15 protein-coding genes are annotated in these 15,857 nt (G+C 71.2%); 6 read left to right on the plus strand and 9 right to left on the minus strand.

What is annotated here, in order from left to right; translation table 11 throughout:
- Nucleotides 1–52: 52 nt before the first annotated feature.
- Nucleotides 53–472 carry a hypothetical protein gene (locus tag ACIHIX_RS03230; RefSeq protein ID WP_399949143.1) on the minus strand — a complete coding sequence of 140 codons (420 nt, stop codon included), beginning with the start codon at nucleotides 470–472 and terminating at the stop codon, nucleotides 53–55.
- A 131-nt stretch (nucleotides 473–603) separates the two neighbouring features.
- Here ACIHIX_RS03230 and ACIHIX_RS03235 point away from each other — a divergent pair, with 131 nt between their 5' ends.
- Entirely contained in the window at nucleotides 604–1,014 is a 411-nt protein-coding gene (locus ACIHIX_RS03235; protein WP_399949145.1) for a VOC family protein, read from the plus strand.
- A 24-nt stretch (nucleotides 1,015–1,038) separates the two neighbouring features.
- Nucleotides 1,039–1,803, plus strand: a complete 765-nt coding sequence (locus ACIHIX_RS03240) for a TetR family transcriptional regulator (protein ID WP_399949146.1) — start codon at nucleotides 1,039–1,041, stop codon at nucleotides 1,801–1,803.
- A gap of 6 nt (nucleotides 1,804–1,809) precedes the next feature.
- On the opposite strand, the gene ACIHIX_RS03245 is transcribed toward ACIHIX_RS03240, so the two are convergent.
- Nucleotides 1,810–4,218: an MMPL family transporter gene (locus ACIHIX_RS03245; protein WP_399950043.1), complete on the minus strand. Its 2,409-nt coding sequence runs from the start codon at nucleotides 4,216–4,218 to the stop codon at nucleotides 1,810–1,812.
- A gap of 167 nt (nucleotides 4,219–4,385) precedes the next feature.
- On the opposite strand from ACIHIX_RS03245, the gene ACIHIX_RS03250 reads away from it, so the two are divergent.
- Both ACIHIX_RS03250 and ACIHIX_RS03255 read left to right on the plus strand, forming a co-directional pair.
- A complete protein-coding gene (locus ACIHIX_RS03250; protein WP_399949148.1) occupies nucleotides 4,386–5,075 on the plus strand; it encodes a response regulator transcription factor in 690 nt (229 codons plus the stop codon).
- Nucleotides 5,072–6,511, plus strand: a complete 1,440-nt coding sequence (locus ACIHIX_RS03255) for a sensor histidine kinase (protein WP_399949150.1) — start codon at nucleotides 5,072–5,074, stop codon at nucleotides 6,509–6,511. The genes ACIHIX_RS03250 and ACIHIX_RS03255 overlap by 4 nt, the downstream gene beginning before the upstream one ends.
- A gap of 55 nt (nucleotides 6,512–6,566) precedes the next feature.
- Here ACIHIX_RS03255 and ACIHIX_RS03260 read toward each other — a convergent pair whose 3' ends face one another.
- The 4 genes from ACIHIX_RS03260 to ACIHIX_RS03275 form a co-directional block, all read right to left on the minus strand.
- The gene (locus ACIHIX_RS03260) at nucleotides 6,567–6,968 is read right to left on the minus strand and encodes an ATP-binding protein (RefSeq protein ID WP_399949152.1); all 402 of its coding nucleotides are present in this window, start codon (nucleotides 6,966–6,968) and stop codon (nucleotides 6,567–6,569) included.
- A gap of 96 nt (nucleotides 6,969–7,064) precedes the next feature.
- Complete coding sequence (locus ACIHIX_RS03265; RefSeq protein WP_399949154.1) at nucleotides 7,065–8,621, minus strand: ABC transporter substrate-binding protein; 1,557 nt, start codon at nucleotides 8,619–8,621, stop codon at nucleotides 7,065–7,067.
- Nucleotides 8,622–8,826: 205 nt separating this feature from the next.
- On the minus strand, nucleotides 8,827–10,068 hold the full coding sequence (locus ACIHIX_RS03270; protein WP_399949156.1) for a metallophosphoesterase: 1,242 nt from the start codon (nucleotides 10,066–10,068) through the stop codon (nucleotides 8,827–8,829).
- 42 nt (nucleotides 10,069–10,110) lie between these two features.
- A complete protein-coding gene (locus ACIHIX_RS03275) occupies nucleotides 10,111–10,353 on the minus strand; it encodes an SCO4848 family membrane protein (RefSeq protein ID WP_399949158.1) in 243 nt (80 codons plus the stop codon).
- 91 nt (nucleotides 10,354–10,444) lie between these two features.
- Between ACIHIX_RS03275 and ACIHIX_RS03280 the strand changes: the two genes are divergently transcribed.
- Nucleotides 10,445–11,725, plus strand: coding sequence for a D-alanyl-D-alanine carboxypeptidase family protein (locus ACIHIX_RS03280; RefSeq protein WP_399949160.1), 1,281 nt, complete (start codon nucleotides 10,445–10,447; stop codon nucleotides 11,723–11,725).
- On the opposite strand, the gene ACIHIX_RS03285 is transcribed toward ACIHIX_RS03280, so the two are convergent.
- The 3 genes from ACIHIX_RS03285 to ACIHIX_RS03295 all read right to left on the minus strand — a co-directional run bounded on the left by ACIHIX_RS03285 (nucleotide 11,679) and on the right by ACIHIX_RS03295 (nucleotide 14,337).
- A complete protein-coding gene (locus tag ACIHIX_RS03285) occupies nucleotides 11,679–12,590 on the minus strand; it encodes a YihY/virulence factor BrkB family protein (protein ID WP_399949162.1) in 912 nt (303 codons plus the stop codon). The two genes, ACIHIX_RS03280 and ACIHIX_RS03285, sit on opposite strands and share 47 nt — an antisense overlap.
- Before the next feature lie 120 nt (nucleotides 12,591–12,710).
- Nucleotides 12,711–13,781 (minus strand): decaprenyl-phosphate phosphoribosyltransferase, encoded by a 1,071-nt coding sequence (locus tag ACIHIX_RS03290; protein ID WP_399949164.1) that lies wholly within the window; start codon nucleotides 13,779–13,781, stop codon nucleotides 12,711–12,713.
- Nucleotides 13,774–14,337, minus strand: coding sequence for a phosphatase PAP2 family protein (locus ACIHIX_RS03295; protein ID WP_399949166.1), 564 nt, complete (start codon nucleotides 14,335–14,337; stop codon nucleotides 13,774–13,776). Before ACIHIX_RS03295 ends, ACIHIX_RS03290 begins: the two co-directional genes overlap by 8 nt.
- A gap of 152 nt (nucleotides 14,338–14,489) precedes the next feature.
- Here ACIHIX_RS03295 and ACIHIX_RS03300 point away from each other — a divergent pair, with 152 nt between their 5' ends.
- The gene (locus ACIHIX_RS03300) at nucleotides 14,490–15,839 is read left to right on the plus strand and encodes an FAD-binding protein (RefSeq protein WP_399949168.1); all 1,350 of its coding nucleotides are present in this window, start codon (nucleotides 14,490–14,492) and stop codon (nucleotides 15,837–15,839) included.
- Nucleotides 15,840–15,857 lie beyond the last annotated feature (18 nt).

The following is a 15,857-nucleotide window of genomic DNA, read 5'->3' on the forward strand; positions in this document are numbered from 1 at the left end:
CCACAGGCCGAGGGGCGCGGTCCGATGATCCGCTCATCGTCCAGGCATCCGCTCACCGCACCAGCGGCCTGCTCCACTCCCGCGCCCCGGCCGCCCGCATCAGCTCGACCGTGACCTGCGGGTGGACGAGTTCGACGTAACGGACCTGACTGCGCAGGGACTTCCTCAGCTGCCGGAGACTGCGGGCGCCGAAGGACGCCTCCCGCCGGCTCCCCGCGACCCCGGCCGCCCGGGCCAGTTTCTCGACGCCGACCTTGCACTCGGTGGCCGCCGTCCGCCGGCAGACATGGATCTCGACGTCCCCCGCCCACAGGCCGAGGACGACCTTGTACCGCACGTCTGCGCCGGCGTACGTCGCGACCGCGAGGTGCCGGTCCGCGGCCTCTTCCGGGCCGTCCAGCGCCAGTCTTCGCGCGGCCCCGGCGAAGGCCGCCCGCACCTCGTCGAAGAAGGCCTCTGCTTCCACAACCATCCGCGCCCCCTCGGTCGTACGGCACCGGCGAGCGCTCAGCGTACCGACGCGGCGGGCCCGTTCTCGGCCCAATGAGTGACCTCGCGGTCGGTCCGCCCGGCAACCGTCACCCCCGCACCTAATCTGATCGCATGTCAGATGACGAGTCGTACGAACTGCTCGGTTTCGACAACGTGCTGCTGCCCGTCGGCGACCTCGGCGAGGCCGTCGGGTTCTATGAGCGCGCCGGGTTCGTGGTGGGGTTCCGGCTCGACGAGGCCGGGATCGCGGTGCTGAAGGTCGGGGGTGAGACACCCGGCGTGCTGCTCCGGCAGGACGAGGCGCTCGGGCACCGTCCGCCGCCGTGGCCGTCCCCGCGCGTGTGGCTGGAGGTGGCGGACGCGCGGGTGGCCGCGCGGGAGCTGCGCGCCGCCGGGATCGCGCTGCTGGACGAGCCGTTCTCGGTGGCCACCGGGTGGACCGTCGAGGTCGCCGACCCATGGGGCAACGTCCTCGGGTTCACCGACTACACCAAGCGGCCGGAGCTCGGTCGCAGGCCGTGACGCGAGGGGCTTTAGGCTCTTTGCGTGCCCGCGAAGAACGAAGCGGACGGCCTCGTACCGTCCAGTGACAACGACGAGGGCGGCGCCGCGCCGTCCAGCAAGTCCGAGCAGACCCGTGCCCTCATCCTGGAGACCGCCATGCGGCTCTTCCAGGAACACGGCTACGACAAGACGACCATGCGGGCCATCGCCAAGGAGGCCGGGGTCTCCGTCGGCAACGCGTACTACTACTTCGAGGGCAAGGAACACCTGATCCAGGGCTTCTACGACCGGATCGCCGCCGAGCACCAGGTGGCCGTCCGGGCGGTCCTGGCGCGGGAGACCGACCTGGAGGCACGTCTCGCGGGCGTACTGCGGGCGTGGCTGGACATCGCCACGCCGTACCACGAGTTCGCGGTGCAGTTCTTCAAGAACGCCGCCGACCCCGACAGCCCGCTCAGCCCCTTCTCCGAGGAGTCGGAGCACGCGCGCGTGGAGGCCATCTCGGTCCACCGCCAGGTGCTGGCCGGGACGCGGACCAAGGTGCCGGAGGAGCTGCGGGACGTGCTGCCCGAGCTGATGTGGCTCTCCCAGATGGGGCTCGTGCTGTACTGGATCTTCGACCGGACTCCAGGGCGGGAGCGGAGTTACCGGCTCGCCGAGCGCGGGGCCCGGCTCACCGCGCGCGGGGTCGCGCTGGCCCGCTTCCGGGTGCTGCGGCCGCTGGTGCGGGAGGTGCACGAGCTGTTCACGGACTTCCTGCCGGGGATGACGAAGATGATGCCCGACCCCGGCAGGAAGCCCTCGTAGGCCGCGTCAGTTGACGGCGTCGACCTCGCCCTCGGCCAGCTCCACGTCGTACACCAGCGGCCCGTCCGCGACGACCACGTGCCCCGCGCGCGAGCCGTACGAGGCCGCCGACACCGCCAGGAGGTAGGTGCCCGGCGCCGGGACCGACACGATGTACGAGCCGTCGGCCAGCGTCACCACCCGGTCCAGCTGACGTCCGCCGCGCGAGAGCAGCGACACCGAGGCGCCCTCCACGGCCTCCCCGTCGGCGTTGCGGACGAAGCCGTGGACGGCCGAGGCCGGGCCGTCCGGCTCCGTCACCACCGAAGCGGGCTCGTCCTCCTTCGGCTCCACCGCCAGATGCGGCAGCCGCTTCTCCAGCCCCTCCGGCAGCCACCAGTTGGAGTTGCCGAGCAGATGCATCGCGGCCGGCACCAGCGCCGTACGCAGGATGAACGCGTCCAGGGCGACGGCGGCGGCGAGGCCGATGCCCGCCATGGCGCCCTCCATGTCGCCGCTGAGCACGAACGCGGAGAACACACAGATCATGATCAGGGCCGCGCAGTTGATGACCCGGCTGGTCTCGGCGAGGCCGACACGCACCGCGCGCGCGTTGTCGCGCGTGTGGACCCACTCCTCGTGCATCCGGCTCACCAGAAACACCTGGTAGTCCATGGAGAGGCCGAACAGCAGGGACAGCATGATGACCGGCAGGAACGCCGTGATCGGGCCCTCCTTGCCGATGCCGATGAACTCCGTGCCCCAGCCCCACTGGAAGATCGCCACCAGCACGCCGAAGGACGCGGCCGCCGCTATGAGGTTCATCAGGGCCGCGGTCAGCGGCACCACCAGCGAGCGGAAGGCGACCAGCAGGAGCAGGAAGCCGAGGCCGATGATGGTGGCGACGAAGTAGGGCAGCCGGTCTCCGGTGACGGCCGCGAAGTCCTTGAAGACCGCCGTCACGCCGCCCACATGGGCCTCGGCGCCGGAGGCGGGGATCACGTCGTCGCGCAGCCGGTCGATCAGCTGGTCGGTCTTCTCCGACTGCGGTGAGGTCGTCGGGACGACCTGGATGACGGAGATGCCGTTCGCGGGCGGCGCGGCGGCGACCTGGGCCACGCCCTCCGTGGACTTGATGGTCGTCGCGAGCGCCTGGGCGTCGCCCTTCTCGACGACCACCTGGAGCGGCCCGTTGAAGCCGGGGCCGAAGCCCTCGGCGAGCAGGTCGTACGCCTGCCGGGTGGTCTGGGACTCCTGATGGTTGCCCTGGTCGGTGGCGCCGAGCCGGATCGACAGCACGGGCAGCGCGAGGATCACCATGACCACGAGGGCGCCCGCCGCGATCGAGCGCGGGCGCTTCTCGACGTACGACGACCAGCGCGCCGCGAGCCCGCTCGCCTCCGCCGACTCGGGGCCGTTCGCGGTGAGCCGGCGCCGCTGCCTGCGGCTGAGGACCCGCATGCCGAGCATGCCGAGGAGGGCGGGCAGCAGGGTCGTGGCGGCCAGCACGCTCAGGACGACGGTCAGGGAGGTCGCGACGACCACCCCGTCCAGGAAGCGCATGTTCATCACCAGCATGCCGGCGAGCGCGATGCACACGGTGCCGCCCGCGAACAGCACCGCGCGGCCCGAGGTGTTGAGCGCGGTGACGGCCGCGTCCTGCGGCTTCATGCCGCGCAGGATGCCGCGGCGGTGCCGGGTGACGATGAACAGGGCGTAGTCGATGCCGACGCCCAGGCCGATCAACGAGCCCAGCAGCGGGGCGACTTCGGGCACGTCCGTGACATGGCTGAGCAGCGAGGTCGCCATCAGGCCGGTGCCGAGGGCCGCGATGGCCACGACGAGCGGCAGCAGCATCGCGAACAGCGAGCCGAAGGCCAGGAACAGCACGACCGCCGCGGCGACGATACCGACCAGCTCGGCGGTGCCCTGCGGCGGCTCCTGGGTGCGGGCGATCGCCTGACCGCCCAACTCGACCTGGAGTCCGTCCCGCTGGGCCGCCTGCGCGGTGTCGACGACGTCCTCGATCAGCTCCTTGGGCACCGCGTTCGCCTGCTCGGCGAAGGTGACCTGGGCGTACGCGATCCGCCCGTCCTCGCTGATCTGCGCGGCGCCCTCGGCCGCGTAGGGGTCGGTGACCTCACCGACGCCCTTCATCGCCGCGATCTCCTTGAGCGCGGGTTCGAGCCGGGATCGTACGGACTCGTCCCGTACCGAGCCCTCGTCGACCTTCCACACCACCGTGTCGGTGTCGCCCGCGCTCTGCGGGAAGGCCTTCGTCATCAGGTCGTACGCCGTCTTCGAGTCCGTGTCCGGCAGGGAGAAGACGTTCGCGTAGTCGGTGCCCGCGGCCGAACCCGCCGCGCCCAGCCCGAACAACGCCCCCACCCACAAGAACAGGACCACCAGCCGGTGCCGATAGCACCACCGTGCCAATGCCGCCACGCGAAACACTCCCCAGTCGGTCGTCGGTCGGTCCCCCAGGTCCTGGGCAACAAGACTGGCGGCGCCGCGCGTGCGGGGACACCGAAGCCGACCGACTCTCAAGGAACTCCAAAGCACCGGACCCACCCGCTGTCAGTGGGGCCGCCGATACTGGGGGCATGACGACGGCTCCAGGCACCGTGCTGGTCGTGGAGGACGAGGAGAGCATCGCTGACGTCCTCGCCATCGCGCTGCGCTACCACCGGTTCGAGGTGATGGTCGCGGGCGGCGTCCGTGAGGCCCTGGCGCTCGTCGAGCGCACCCGGCCCGACGCGGCGCTGCTCGACGTGATGCTGCCCGACGGCGACGGACGCGCCCTCGGGCGACAACTGCGCGCCGAGCGGCCGGAGCTGGCGCTGGTCTTCCTCACCGCGCGCGACGCACCCTCCGAGGTCGTCGGCGCCCTCGGCTTCGGCGACGACTACATCACCAAGCCGTTCAACATCGACGAGGTCGTCGCCCGGATCACCGCCGTGCTGCGCCGTACCCGCCCCGTCGACGTCCTGCCGCAGCGGCCGGTGCTGCGCTACGGCGACCTGGAGCTGGACGAGACGACGTACTCGGCGCACCGCGCGGGACGCACGGTCGAGCTGACCCCCACCGAGTACGCGCTGCTGCGGTTCCTGGTGCGCAACGGCGGCCGGATCGTGCCCAAGGAGCAACTCCTGCGCCATGTCTGGCAGTACGAGCACACGCCACCCGAGTCGACCGTCGTGGAGACCTACATCAGCTATCTGCGGCGCAAGCTGGACGCCCTCGGACCGCCGATGATCACCACGCGGCGCGGCGTCGGGTACGGGCTGGCATGAGGCTGCGCAAGCTGGGCTGCAAGCGCGGCATCCACTCGCTGCGCGCCCAACTGACGCTGGCGAACGTGGCGCTGCTCGCGCTCGGCATCGTCGCGGCGACCGCGGTGAGCGTGATGGGCATGCGGTACTACCTGCTGGACCAGATCGACTCCGAGCTCGCCCAGACCCGTACGTCCCTGGGCAGTTCGCAGCTCACGATGGACACCATCAACGGCCTGGCGGACCTGGCGATCGTGCGCGACAAGTTCCTCCAGCAGGACGCCGGGCGCTCCCGCCCCGACCAGATCATCACCGTCGTCGACGAGCGGGGCGACCCCATCGCGCTGGGCCATCTCGCCCCGAGCGACGTGCAGAGCGAGCTCGCGGACACCGTGACCGACCCGCGCGCGCTGGCCGCCGACACCGAGCCGCACGACATCCGGGTGCGCGGCGACGCCTACCGGGCCACCGCGACCCGGCTCAGCGACGGCTCGTACATCCTGCTCGCCACGTCCACCGAGGCCGTCCACAAGGGCATCGGCAAGGCGGTGCGGCTCGACCTCGCCATCGGCAGCCTGCTGCTGGCGCTGCTGGCCTGTCTGACCATGTTCAGCGTGCGGCGCCGGATGCGGCCGCTGGAGGACATGGTGGAGACGTCGTCGGCGATCGCCGAGGGCGACCTCACCCGGCGCGTCCCGTCGAGCCGGGAGGCGACGCTGGAGGTCGAGCAGCTGCGTACCGCCCTCAACTCCATGCTCCACCAGGTCGAGTCGGCGTACCGCACGCGCGAGCGCAGCGCGACCCAGCTGCGCCGCTTCGTCGCCGACGCCTCGCACGAACTGCGCACCCCGCTGTCCGCGATACGCGGCTATCTCCAGCTGTACGACAAGGGGATGCTCCAGGACCCCGACGAGCGCAAGCGCGCGTGGGGGCGGGTGATGGCCGAGGCCGACCGGATGGGACACCTGGTGGACGAGCTGCTCACCCTCGCCCGCCTCGACCAGCAGCCCGAACTGCGGTTCCGCAACGTCGATCTGACCCGGCTGGTGCGGGACGCGGCCGAGGATCTGCGGGTGCAGCAGCCGGGGCGGCCGATCAGCGTCGACGCCGACGGGGCGCTGCTGGTGCACGCCGACGAGGCGGGGCTCAGACAGGTCCTGGGCAACCTGGTGGGCAACGTCCGCACCCACACGCCGGCCGATGTGCCGGTGCGGCTCGGGGTGGAGCGGTCCTTCGGGGCGGTACGCCTGTGCGTCGCGGACGAGGGCCCCGGCCTCGCCGAGGAGGACGCGGCTCGTGTCTTCGACCGCTTCTTCCGGGCCGGCGGCGGCGCGGGCAGCGGGCTCGGCCTGGCGATCGTGCAGGGCGTGGTGCAGGCCCACGGCGGGCGGGTGACGGTGCAGACGGCACCCGGCGAGGGGCTGGCGGTGACGGTCATGCTGCCGACGCGGGCATGAGCGCGCGCGTGCGATCACGTACCGGCCGGCGCCGGACACGGACGCGCGCGTGCGATCACGTACCGGCCAGCACCAGGGCCCACACCGTCTTGCCGTGTCGGCCCCGGCTCCACACGCCCCAGGCGGCGGCGATGTGCTCCACCAGGTGCAGTCCCCGCCCGGCCTCGTCCCCTTCCCCCACCAGCCTGAGTCGTGGCTCCAGTTGGCCCTCGTCGGAGACCTCTATGAGGCAGGAGCCGTCGGCGAGCGCCGTCACCGCGACCTCGAACTCGCGCTCCAGGAGCGGCCCGTGGCGTACGACGTTGGTGGCCAGCTCGGACACCAGCAGCACCGCGTCGGCCAGGGCCGGGTCGTCACTGCCGTGCCCCCAGTCGGCCAGATGGTCCCGGACCCGGCGCCGGGCCAGACCGACGGAAGCCGGATGCCGGGGCAGCCGGAAGGAGTTGCGTCTCAGCACGTTTGCTCCTCACCCCGCACACACCTCCGTCACATGGTGCTGCGTCGGGCGGCTGCCCGGCGTCACTCGGGCTCATGTCGATTCCGCGCGTTCGGGTCAGATCCAGTTGAGACGCCAGAGACGGAAGACACCGGTGCCGTCCGAAAGGTACTGGCCACCACCGACGTCCTCGCTGCTCACGACGTATTCCTTGGCCTGCCAGAGCGGGATGACGGGAACATCGCGCGCGACGGCGTCCTGCATCGACCGGAAGTCGTCCGCGGCGTCCGCGCGGTCGGCGTACTGCTGACTGGCCTGGATCAGCTTGTCGACCTCGGCGCTGCTGTAGCCGGTGTTCATGGTGCCGTCGGTGCCGACGAGCGGGCCGCCGTAGGTGTCGGGGTCGGGGAAGTCGGCGACCCAGCCGACCGCGTAGGCGTCGAGCTTGCCGGTGGCCCACGCCTTCTGGAAGGCGGTCCACTCGTACGGCTTGAGCGTCACCTTGAACAGGCCGCCCGCCTCCAGCTGCTTCTTGAGCTCCACGGCCTCCTTGTCGGCGGCGCCGCGACCGGTGGCGTACCCGTAGGTGAACTTCACCGGCAGCGAGACCCCGGCCTCGGTGAGCAGTTCCTTGGCCTTCGCGGTGCTCTGCTTGGCGTAGGCGTCGAAGAACGCCGTGGTGTGGCCGGTGAGGCCGGCCGGGATCAGCGAGTAGAGGGGGTCGACGGTCCCCTCGTAGACCGTGGCGGCCAGCCGCTCGCGGTCGATCATCCAGGCCATCGCCTGCCGGACCTTGGTGTCGTGCAGCGGCGAGGAGGAACGGGTGTTGAGGTAGAGGTTGCGCACCTCGGAGCTGTCGGCCTCGGAGACCCGCATCGAGGGGTCGCTCGGGTTGAGCGAGGCGAGCACCTCGGGCGGCAGCTGGCGGGTGGCGACGTCGATCTGACGGGCCTTCCAGGCCGAGTTCAGCGCGTCGGCGTCCTTGTAGTAGCGCAGCTCCACGGGGCGGCCGGAGTCCTTGACGGCGCCCTTGTAGCGGCCGCTGGGCGCGAGGGCGACCTTCTTGTCCTTCGTGTACGACGTGAGTTCGTACGGGCCGGTGCCGTCCACGCCGTTGTCGGTGCGCAGGCCGTTGGCGGGGTACTTCTCACGGTCGACGATCGAGCCGGCCCCGGTGGCGACCTTGAACGGGAAGGTGGCGTCCGCGGAGGAGAGGTGGAAGGTGACCGTCAGACCCTTGGCCGTCACCGAGTCGAGGGTGTCGAGGAGGGAGACCGGGCCGACGTCCGACTTGATCTTCTTGACGCGGTCGAAGGAGTACTTCACGTCCTCGGCGGTCATCGCCCGCCCGCTCGGGAACTCCAGGCCCGACCGCAGCTCGCAGCGGTACGTCTTGAGCCCGCCGCCGACGAAGTCGCAGTTCTCCGCCGCGTCCGGTACCGGCTTGGTGCCGCCCGAGTCGAACGTCAGCAGCGACTGGAAGACATTGCTGAACAGGGCCCAGGACCCGGCGTCATAGGCGCCGGCCGGGTCGAGGGACGTCACGACGTCCGTCGTACCGACCGTGATGGTCTTGCCGGTGTCCTCCTGCGACGGCATCAGCTGCCAGCCGCCCACTCCCACGGCCGCCAGCACGAGCAGCGTCGCGAGAATCCGTATGCGAACCGATCGCATCGGTTTCCTTCCCCGGGCCCCTGACGGCCCCCAAGCGCATATGCCACTCCCCTAGCGGCGCGGCTCACCTAATCACACGGGTTTCACCCTGGGGAAGGGGGATCTTGAGAGTTGAGAAAGTCATTGCCGCAAGGTGTTACGGAAGAGTTTCACAGGGCTCCCACAGAGTCCGCCGCGAACGGTTTCAGAGCGGCTCCGCGCGGCCTCACGCCTGCTGTGACGCCAGCTCGATGACCGTGATGTCCGAGGGCGCGCCCACGCGCGTGGGAGGCCCCCAGGCGCCCGCGCCGCGGCTGACGTACAGCTGGGTGTCGCCGTAGCGGTCCAGGCCCGCGACGGTCGGGTTCGCGGCCTCGGCCAGGAAGTTGCCGGGCCAGAGCTGGCCGCCGTGGGTGTGGCCGGAGAGCTGGAGGTCGACGCCGTGGTCGACGGCGTCGTGGATCTGGACGGGCTGGTGGGCGAGGAGCACGCACGCGCGCGTGGTGTCGCGGTCGCCGAGCGCCCTGGCGAAGTCGGGGCCCTGGCCCTCGCTCTCCCCGGCGATGTCGTTCACGCCCGCGAGGTCGAACCAGGGCAGTTCCGTACGGGTGTTCTCCAGGGGGAGCAGTCCGAGGCGGCGCACCTCCGCCACCCACTGCTCGGCGCCGGAGAAGTACTCGTGGTTGCCGGTGACGAAGTAGGCCGGCGCCTTCAGTTGCGCGAGCGGGGCCGCGGCCGGGCCGAGGTCCTTGACGCTGCCGTCCACCAGGTCGCCGACGACCGCGATCAGGTCGGGCTGCGTGGAGTTGATCGTGTCGACGACCGTCTGCGCGAAGCCGCGGCCGAGGACGGGGCCGAGGTGGATGTCGCTGACCACCGCGATCCTGAACCCGTGCGCCGCGCGCGGCAGTTTGGCCAGCGGCACGGTGACCCGCTTCACCCGCGGCCCGCGCAGCACGCCGTACGTCCCGTAGCCGACGGTCCCGACCGCCGCCGCGGCGGCGGCTCCGCCGACCACGCGGGAGACGAAGAGGCGGCGGGAGGGGGCGGCGAGAAGACGCGGGGAGGCGGGTTCGGCGGGCTCTTCGGGGGCCGGGCCCGCCGGTACGGGCTCCGGCTGCGGTACGGCGACAGCGGCAGGTGCGTTCCGCCGGTCCCGCCGCTCCAGGAAGCGGCGCAGCAGCGGTCGTACGGCCTCTCCCACCACCACTCCCAGCAGCAGGTAGATCGACAGCGCGAGCCACAGGAAACCGGGCCACGCCAGCACCTGCTGGAGCCAGAAGGGCGCTCCGGTGCGCTCGCCCACGAGGGCGCCGATCGCCAGCAGCCAGCCACCGGCGACGACCGCCGCGCCGGTCCGCCGGACCCACCCGGGGCCACTGGTCGTGTCACGGAACAGACGGCGCCACAGATACCAGTTGGCGGTCACCAGGACGGCCAGGGCGAGCACGGCGAAGACGATGACCACGAAGTCGTATCCCTCTGTTGGCTTCTGCGGGGTTCTGTCCCGCTATGACGTCTGCCGCAATGCGCGCACCCCGCGCAACCCGATGCCGCCGACGACCGTCCCCAATACGAAGGAAACGACGGCGAGCGTCAGGTGGACCCAGAAGTAGGCGGTCGGGTCGCCCGCGTCGTCGAACGCGAGTCCGCTGCCGTCCTTGACGAGATTCTTGACGAAAGTGATCCAGATGACCCAGCTCCACACCCCGAAGGCGAGCAGGAACCAGGAGACGGGGCGGCTGAGCTTCATACGTCCAGTATCTCCGCCGGGTGACCGGTTCCGCGGTCGGGGTGGGGAGGGCGCTGGGACTTCACGGGCGGTGGCATGTACGTTTCCGACCGTGTCCGCACCCAAGAAGACCGCAAGGCGCACCCTGCTGGTCGTTTCCGCCACCTTGACGTCCGCCGCGCTGACCGCCGCCCCCGTGCTCGCCGCGCCCAGCCCTTCGACGTCCCCGTCGGCCACCCCGCCCGCGACCATGTCGACCGTCGGCGGCACCCGGCTCGGGCAGGCCGGGACCCAGGTCAACCTGGCGAGCGGGGTGCCGGTGCTGCCCAAGAACCTCACCTCGCGGTCGTGGATCGTCTCCGACGCCGAGTCCGGCCAGGTGCTCGCCGCGCACAACGCGCACTGGCGGCTGGCCCCCGCGAGCACCCTGAAGATGCTGTTCGCCGACACCGTCCTGCCGAAGTTCCCCAGCACCACCGAGCACAAGGTCGTCCCCTCCGACCTGGCGGGCGTCGGCGCCGGATCCAGCATGGTCGGCATAAAGGAGGGCGAGACCTACACCGTCCACGACCTGTGGCTCGGCGTCTTCCTGCGCTCCGGCAACGACGCCGTGCACGTGCTGTCCGCGATGAACGACGGCGTCAAGAACACGGTCGCGGAGATGAACGAGCACGCCGAGGAGCTCCAGGCCCTCGACACCCACGTGGTCAGCCCGGACGGCTATGACGCCGAGGGCCAGGTGTCGAGCGCGTACGACCTGACGCTGTTCGCCCGCTCCGGGTTGCAGAAGAAGGACTTCCGCGAGTACTGCTCGACCGTCACCGCCAAGTTCCCGGGCGAGACGAAGAAGAACAAGAAGGGCAAGAAGGTCCGCGGGTCCTTCGAGATCCAGAACACCAACCGGCTGCTGTCCGGCGACTCCGACATAGACGTCTACCAGGGCATCGCCGGCGTCAAGAACGGCAACACCACCAACGCGGGCGCCACCTTCACCGGCGTCGCCGAACGCAACGGCAAGGTGCTGCTGGTCACCGTCATGAACCCCGAGAAGAACGAGCACAACGAGGTCTACAAGGAGACCGCGAAGCTCTTCGACTGGGGTTTCAAGGCCGCGGGCAAGGTGGAGCCGGTGGGCGAGCTGGTCCTGCCGAAGAGCGCGGCGCAGCCGAGCGCCCAGCCGGGTGCGACGGCCTCCGGGGAGGCGGGCGGCGCCGTCGGTGGCGGCGGCGGGTCCTCCGCCAAGCCGGTGGCGAGCGCCACGGCGTCCTCCGGCACCGGCGGCATGGGCATCGCCCTCGCGATCACCGGCGGGGTGCTGGCACTGCTCGCGGCCGGCGCGTACCTGGTCAACCGCCGGTGGCCGCTGCCGGATCTCGTACGGCGTCGTCGCTGACCTCGTCCGGCTCGTCCTCCTTGCTCTGCGTCGCCGTCCAGGAGGCGCAGAACAGGACGAGTTTCGACGTGAAGTTGATCCACAGCAGCAGGGCCACCGGGACGCCGAACGCGCCGTACATGCTCTTCGCGGCCACGCCCTGCATATAGCCGCTCAGCAGCAGCTTCAGCAGCTCGAACCCGACCGCGCCGATCAGCGCCGCCACCAGCAGCCGACGGCGGGTCGGTTCGACGCCGGGCAGCAGGGTGAGGACGTACAGCAGGAGCAGGAAGTCGGCGAGCACGGCGATCAGGAACGCCGCACACCGCAGCAGGACCGCGCCCCAGCCCTCCCGGTCGATGCCGATCTGGTCGCTGATCCAGCCGACCATGGCGGAGCCGACGGCGGACGCGGCGATGGTCACGAGCAGGGCACCGCCGAGGCCGAGCAGGATGCCGGTGTCCTTGGCCTTGCTCAGGAGCGGGTTCACCTCCTCGTCGGGCAGCTCCCACACCGCGCGCAGGCATTCGCGCATGGAACCGACCCAGCCGATGCCGGTGAACAGCAGGACGACGCCGGCGATGAGCCCGATCGTGCCGGCGTTGGCGACCAGGCTGTCGATGTCGAGCTGGTCGGAGATGCCGGGCACCTGGTCGGCGATCTTGTTCTGCAGCTCGTCCTGCTGCGCCGTGCTGAGGGTCGCGGCGGCGATCGCCGCGGCCACGGTCAGCAGAGGGAACAGCGCGATAAAACTGATGAACGTCATCGCCGCGGCCAACCGCGTCCACTTCACCCGGTCGAGACGCTCGTAAGACCGCCACGCGTGCGTGGCCATCAGCCGGACGACCGCCGGCCCGACTACGGGGAGGTTCTTCAGCCAGTCCATGTCCGCCTCTGTGCTAGGTGACCCAGGTATGCCCCACGTCCTGAAGACCCATGTACGGGTACCCCGAAAGCGCAGGACAGTGGCGTCCGAGACGTCACGTTCGGGGAGCCTCCGGGCGCTCTACCAGTGCGCCACCGCCAGCCCGTACATCGCCAGCCACACCAGGCCGATGACGGCGAGTGCGCGATCGCCGAGGACGACTTCCTCGGGCTCTCCCGCGATGCCGCGGTCGGCGAAGACGGCATAGCGCAGGACCGCCAGGATGAACGCCACGACGGACAACTGACGCCACGGCAGCAGGCCGGTGGCCGCGGGGGCGGTGTGCGCCCCCAGGAGGTGCGTCCCGCCGTCCTCCAGGGCCCACAGGCAGTACCCGAGGACGGCGACCCCGGCCGCGAGCTGCCACACGAAGCGCAGGTAGCCGGTCGTGTACTCGGTGAGCAACGCGCGCGTGGCGCCCGCCGCGCCCGCCATCTGCACGGCCTCGGAGTAGCGCTTGGCCGCCACCATGAACAGCGCCCCGAAGCCGGTCGTGATCAGGAACCAGCGCGACAGCGGGATCCCGAGGGCGAGCCCGCCGGCCATCGCCCGCATCAGGAACCCGGTCGTGACGACGACGAGGTCGACGACGAGGACATGCTTGAGGCTGACGCAGTAGGCCAGTTGCATGCCGAGGTAGGCGATGAGCAGGGCCGGCACGAGGGGCGGGGTGAGCCAGCAGGCGACGGCGGGCGCGAGGACGGCGAGGACGCCTCCGACGCCGTACGCGACGGGTACGGGGACGTCTCCCGCGGCGACCGGGCGGTGGCGCTTGGTGGGGTGGGCGCGGTCGGCGTCGGCGTCGCGGGCGTCGTTGATCAGGTAGACGGCGGCCGCGCAGGCCGTGAACAGTGCGAACACCAGCGCGAGTTGGGTGAGCGCGTGCCGGGTGAAGAGCTGGCCGGCGGCTGCGGGGGCGGCGACGACGAGGACGTTCTTGACCCACTGCTTGGGGCGGGCGGTTTTGAGCAGGCCGAGGAGGACGGAGCGGGGGCGGCGGGGTGGTGCGGGGGGTCGCGGGGGCGTGCGCTGACCTAGGAGCGCCGGGGTGGTGGCCTGTACGCCGGCGGGATGTCCGTTGTCAGGGTGCGCGTCGGCGGGATGTCTGTTGTCAGGGTGTGCGCCGCTGGTGAGCGGCGCTGTTTCAGTCATGCGCGCCCCTCCTCATCCAGCGCACTCCGAAGCGCGCCGTGAGCGCCCCCAAGGCCGCACCCGCCGCGACGTCGGAGGGGTAGTGGACACCGACGACGAGGCGCGAGAGGCACATGGCGGCGGCGAGGGGCGGGATCAGACGCACGCCGTGCCGGGAGCGCGCCCTGCTCGTTCCGCAGGCTCCCAGCGCGCCGAAGGCGACCGCGGCCGCCGCGGCGGAGGCCGCGTGTGCGCTCGGGAAGGAGTAGCGGCCGACGGTGCGGACGAGGGGTTCGACATGCGTGGGGCGAGGGCGGCGCACCACCCTTTTCACGCCCATGCTGACGGCGTGTGCGCCCGCGATGAGCGCTGTTCCGCGCAACCAGGCGCCGCGCCGCGCGCAGTCCACGGCGGCTCCCGCGAGGCCCGCCGCGAGCCACAGCGCCCCGTGCTCGCCGGCCTTGGACAACGCACGCGCGGCACCACCGACGCGCGGATCGGCAGCGGACGCCCAGAATGCGGAAAGGATTCGGTGGTCGATGCCGCCGTGCGCGACGTGGTGGTCGAAGAGGCCCATGAGGCCTCACTGTTCACGCGGACGCCGTCTGAACTCCGGCAATATTGAGCGACATCCCATTAATCACCCATTTCGGGGAGAGGGTTGATGTTCTGTGATGTTCCGGATGTCCACAAACCAATCGCCCGCCTGAGGGCGATACGGTCACCGGCATGTCTGCCGACACCGTTTCCGTCACGGGATGGGGCCGTACGGCGCCCACCACGGCCCGGCTGGTCCGCCCGCGGACGTACGAGGAGGCCGTTGCCGCCGTCCGCGGCTGCGGGGCCCGCGGAAGCATCCCCAGGGGCCTTGGACGGGCGTACGGCGACGCGGCGCAGAACGCCGGCGGCGAGATCCTCGACATGACGGGACTGGACCGCGTCCACGCGATCGACGCCGACGGCGGCACCGTGCTGTGCGCCGCGGGCGTCTCCCTGCACCGGCTGATGCGGGTCCTGCTGCCGCTCGGCTGGTTCGTCCCGGTCACACCCGGCACCCGCTACGTCACGGTCGGCGGAGCCATCGGCGCCGACATCCACGGCAAGAACCACCACGTCTGCGGCGCCTTCTCCCGGCATGTGCTGTCGTTCGAACTCCTCACCGCCGACGGCGAGATCCGCACCGTGCGCCGCGGCACGCCCCTGTTCGACGCGACCACCGGCGGTATGGGCCTGACGGGCGTGATCCTGACGGCGACGGTGCAGCTCCAGCCGGTGCAGACCTCGCTGATGACGGTCGACACCGAACGCGCGCGTGACCTCGACGACCTGATGGCCCGGCTGTCCGCCACCGACGACCACTACCGGTACTCGGTCGCCTGGATCGACCTGCTCGCGCGGGGCACCGCGACCGGCCGCGCGGTGCTCACACGCGGCGAGCACGCGCCCCTCGACGCGCTGGGCACGCGTGCGCGTGGAGACGCGCTGGCGTTCCGGCCCTCGCGGCTCCCGGCCCCGCCCGCCCGCCTCCCGGAGGGACTGCTGAGCCGCCGTGGCGTGGGCTGGTTCAACGAGCTCTGGTACCGCACGTCCCCCCGCGCGCGTACCGGCCGGCTCCAGAAGCTCTCGACGTTCTTCCATCCCCTGGACGGGGTCCCGCACTGGAACCGGATCTACGGCCGCGGCGGCTTCGTGCAGTACCAGTTCGTCGTGCCGTACGGCCAGGAGGACACCCTGCGCCGGATCGTGCGCCGCCTCTCGGAGCGCCGCTGTCCGTCGTTCCTGGCCGTCCTCAAGCGCTTCGGGGACGCGGACCCCGGCTGGCTCTCCTTCCCGCTGCCCGGCTGGACCCTGGCCCTGGACATCCCGACGGGACTGCCCGGCCTCGGCCCCCTCCTCGACGAACTGGACGAGGAGGTGGCCGCGGCCGGCGGGCGGGTCTACCTCGCCAAGGACTCCCGGCTGCGCCCCGAACTGCTCGCCGCGATGTATCCGCGCCTCGACGACTTCCGCGCGCTGCGCGCGGAGTTGGACCCGCGCGGGGTGTTCGTCTCGGACCTGTCCCGCCGCCTCGACCTTTAGCGCCCCGTAGAGCTTGCC

This window comes from Streptomyces sp. NPDC051913 (assembly GCF_044593635.1).
Classification (GTDB): Bacteria; Actinomycetota; Actinomycetes; order Streptomycetales; family Streptomycetaceae; genus Streptomyces.

Bases quoted from the DNA above. Each gene is read 5' to 3' on its own strand.
- ACIHIX_RS03250 (WP_399949148.1), top strand. From the start codon at position 4,386: ATGACGACGGCTCCAGGCACCGTGCTGGTCGTGGAGGACGAGGAGAGC.
- ACIHIX_RS03290 (WP_399949164.1), bottom strand. From the start codon at position 13,781: ATGACTGAAACAGCGCCGCTCACCAGCGGCGCACACCCTGACAACAGA.
- ACIHIX_RS03285 (WP_399949162.1), bottom strand. From the start codon at position 12,590: ATGGACTGGCTGAAGAACCTCCCCGTAGTCGGGCCGGCGGTCGTCCGG.
- ACIHIX_RS03230 (WP_399949143.1), bottom strand. From the start codon at position 472: ATGGTTGTGGAAGCAGAGGCCTTCTTCGACGAGGTGCGGGCGGCCTTC.
- ACIHIX_RS03255 (WP_399949150.1), top strand. From the start codon at position 5,072: ATGAGGCTGCGCAAGCTGGGCTGCAAGCGCGGCATCCACTCGCTGCGC.
- ACIHIX_RS03235 (WP_399949145.1), top strand. From the start codon at position 604: ATGTCAGATGACGAGTCGTACGAACTGCTCGGTTTCGACAACGTGCTG.
- ACIHIX_RS03265 (WP_399949154.1), bottom strand. From the start codon at position 8,621: ATGCGATCGGTTCGCATACGGATTCTCGCGACGCTGCTCGTGCTGGCG.
- ACIHIX_RS03275 (WP_399949158.1), bottom strand. From the start codon at position 10,353: ATGAAGCTCAGCCGCCCCGTCTCCTGGTTCCTGCTCGCCTTCGGGGTG.
- ACIHIX_RS03300 (WP_399949168.1), top strand. From the start codon at position 14,490: ATGTCTGCCGACACCGTTTCCGTCACGGGATGGGGCCGTACGGCGCCC.
- ACIHIX_RS03295 (WP_399949166.1), bottom strand. From the start codon at position 14,337: ATGGGCCTCTTCGACCACCACGTCGCGCACGGCGGCATCGACCACCGA.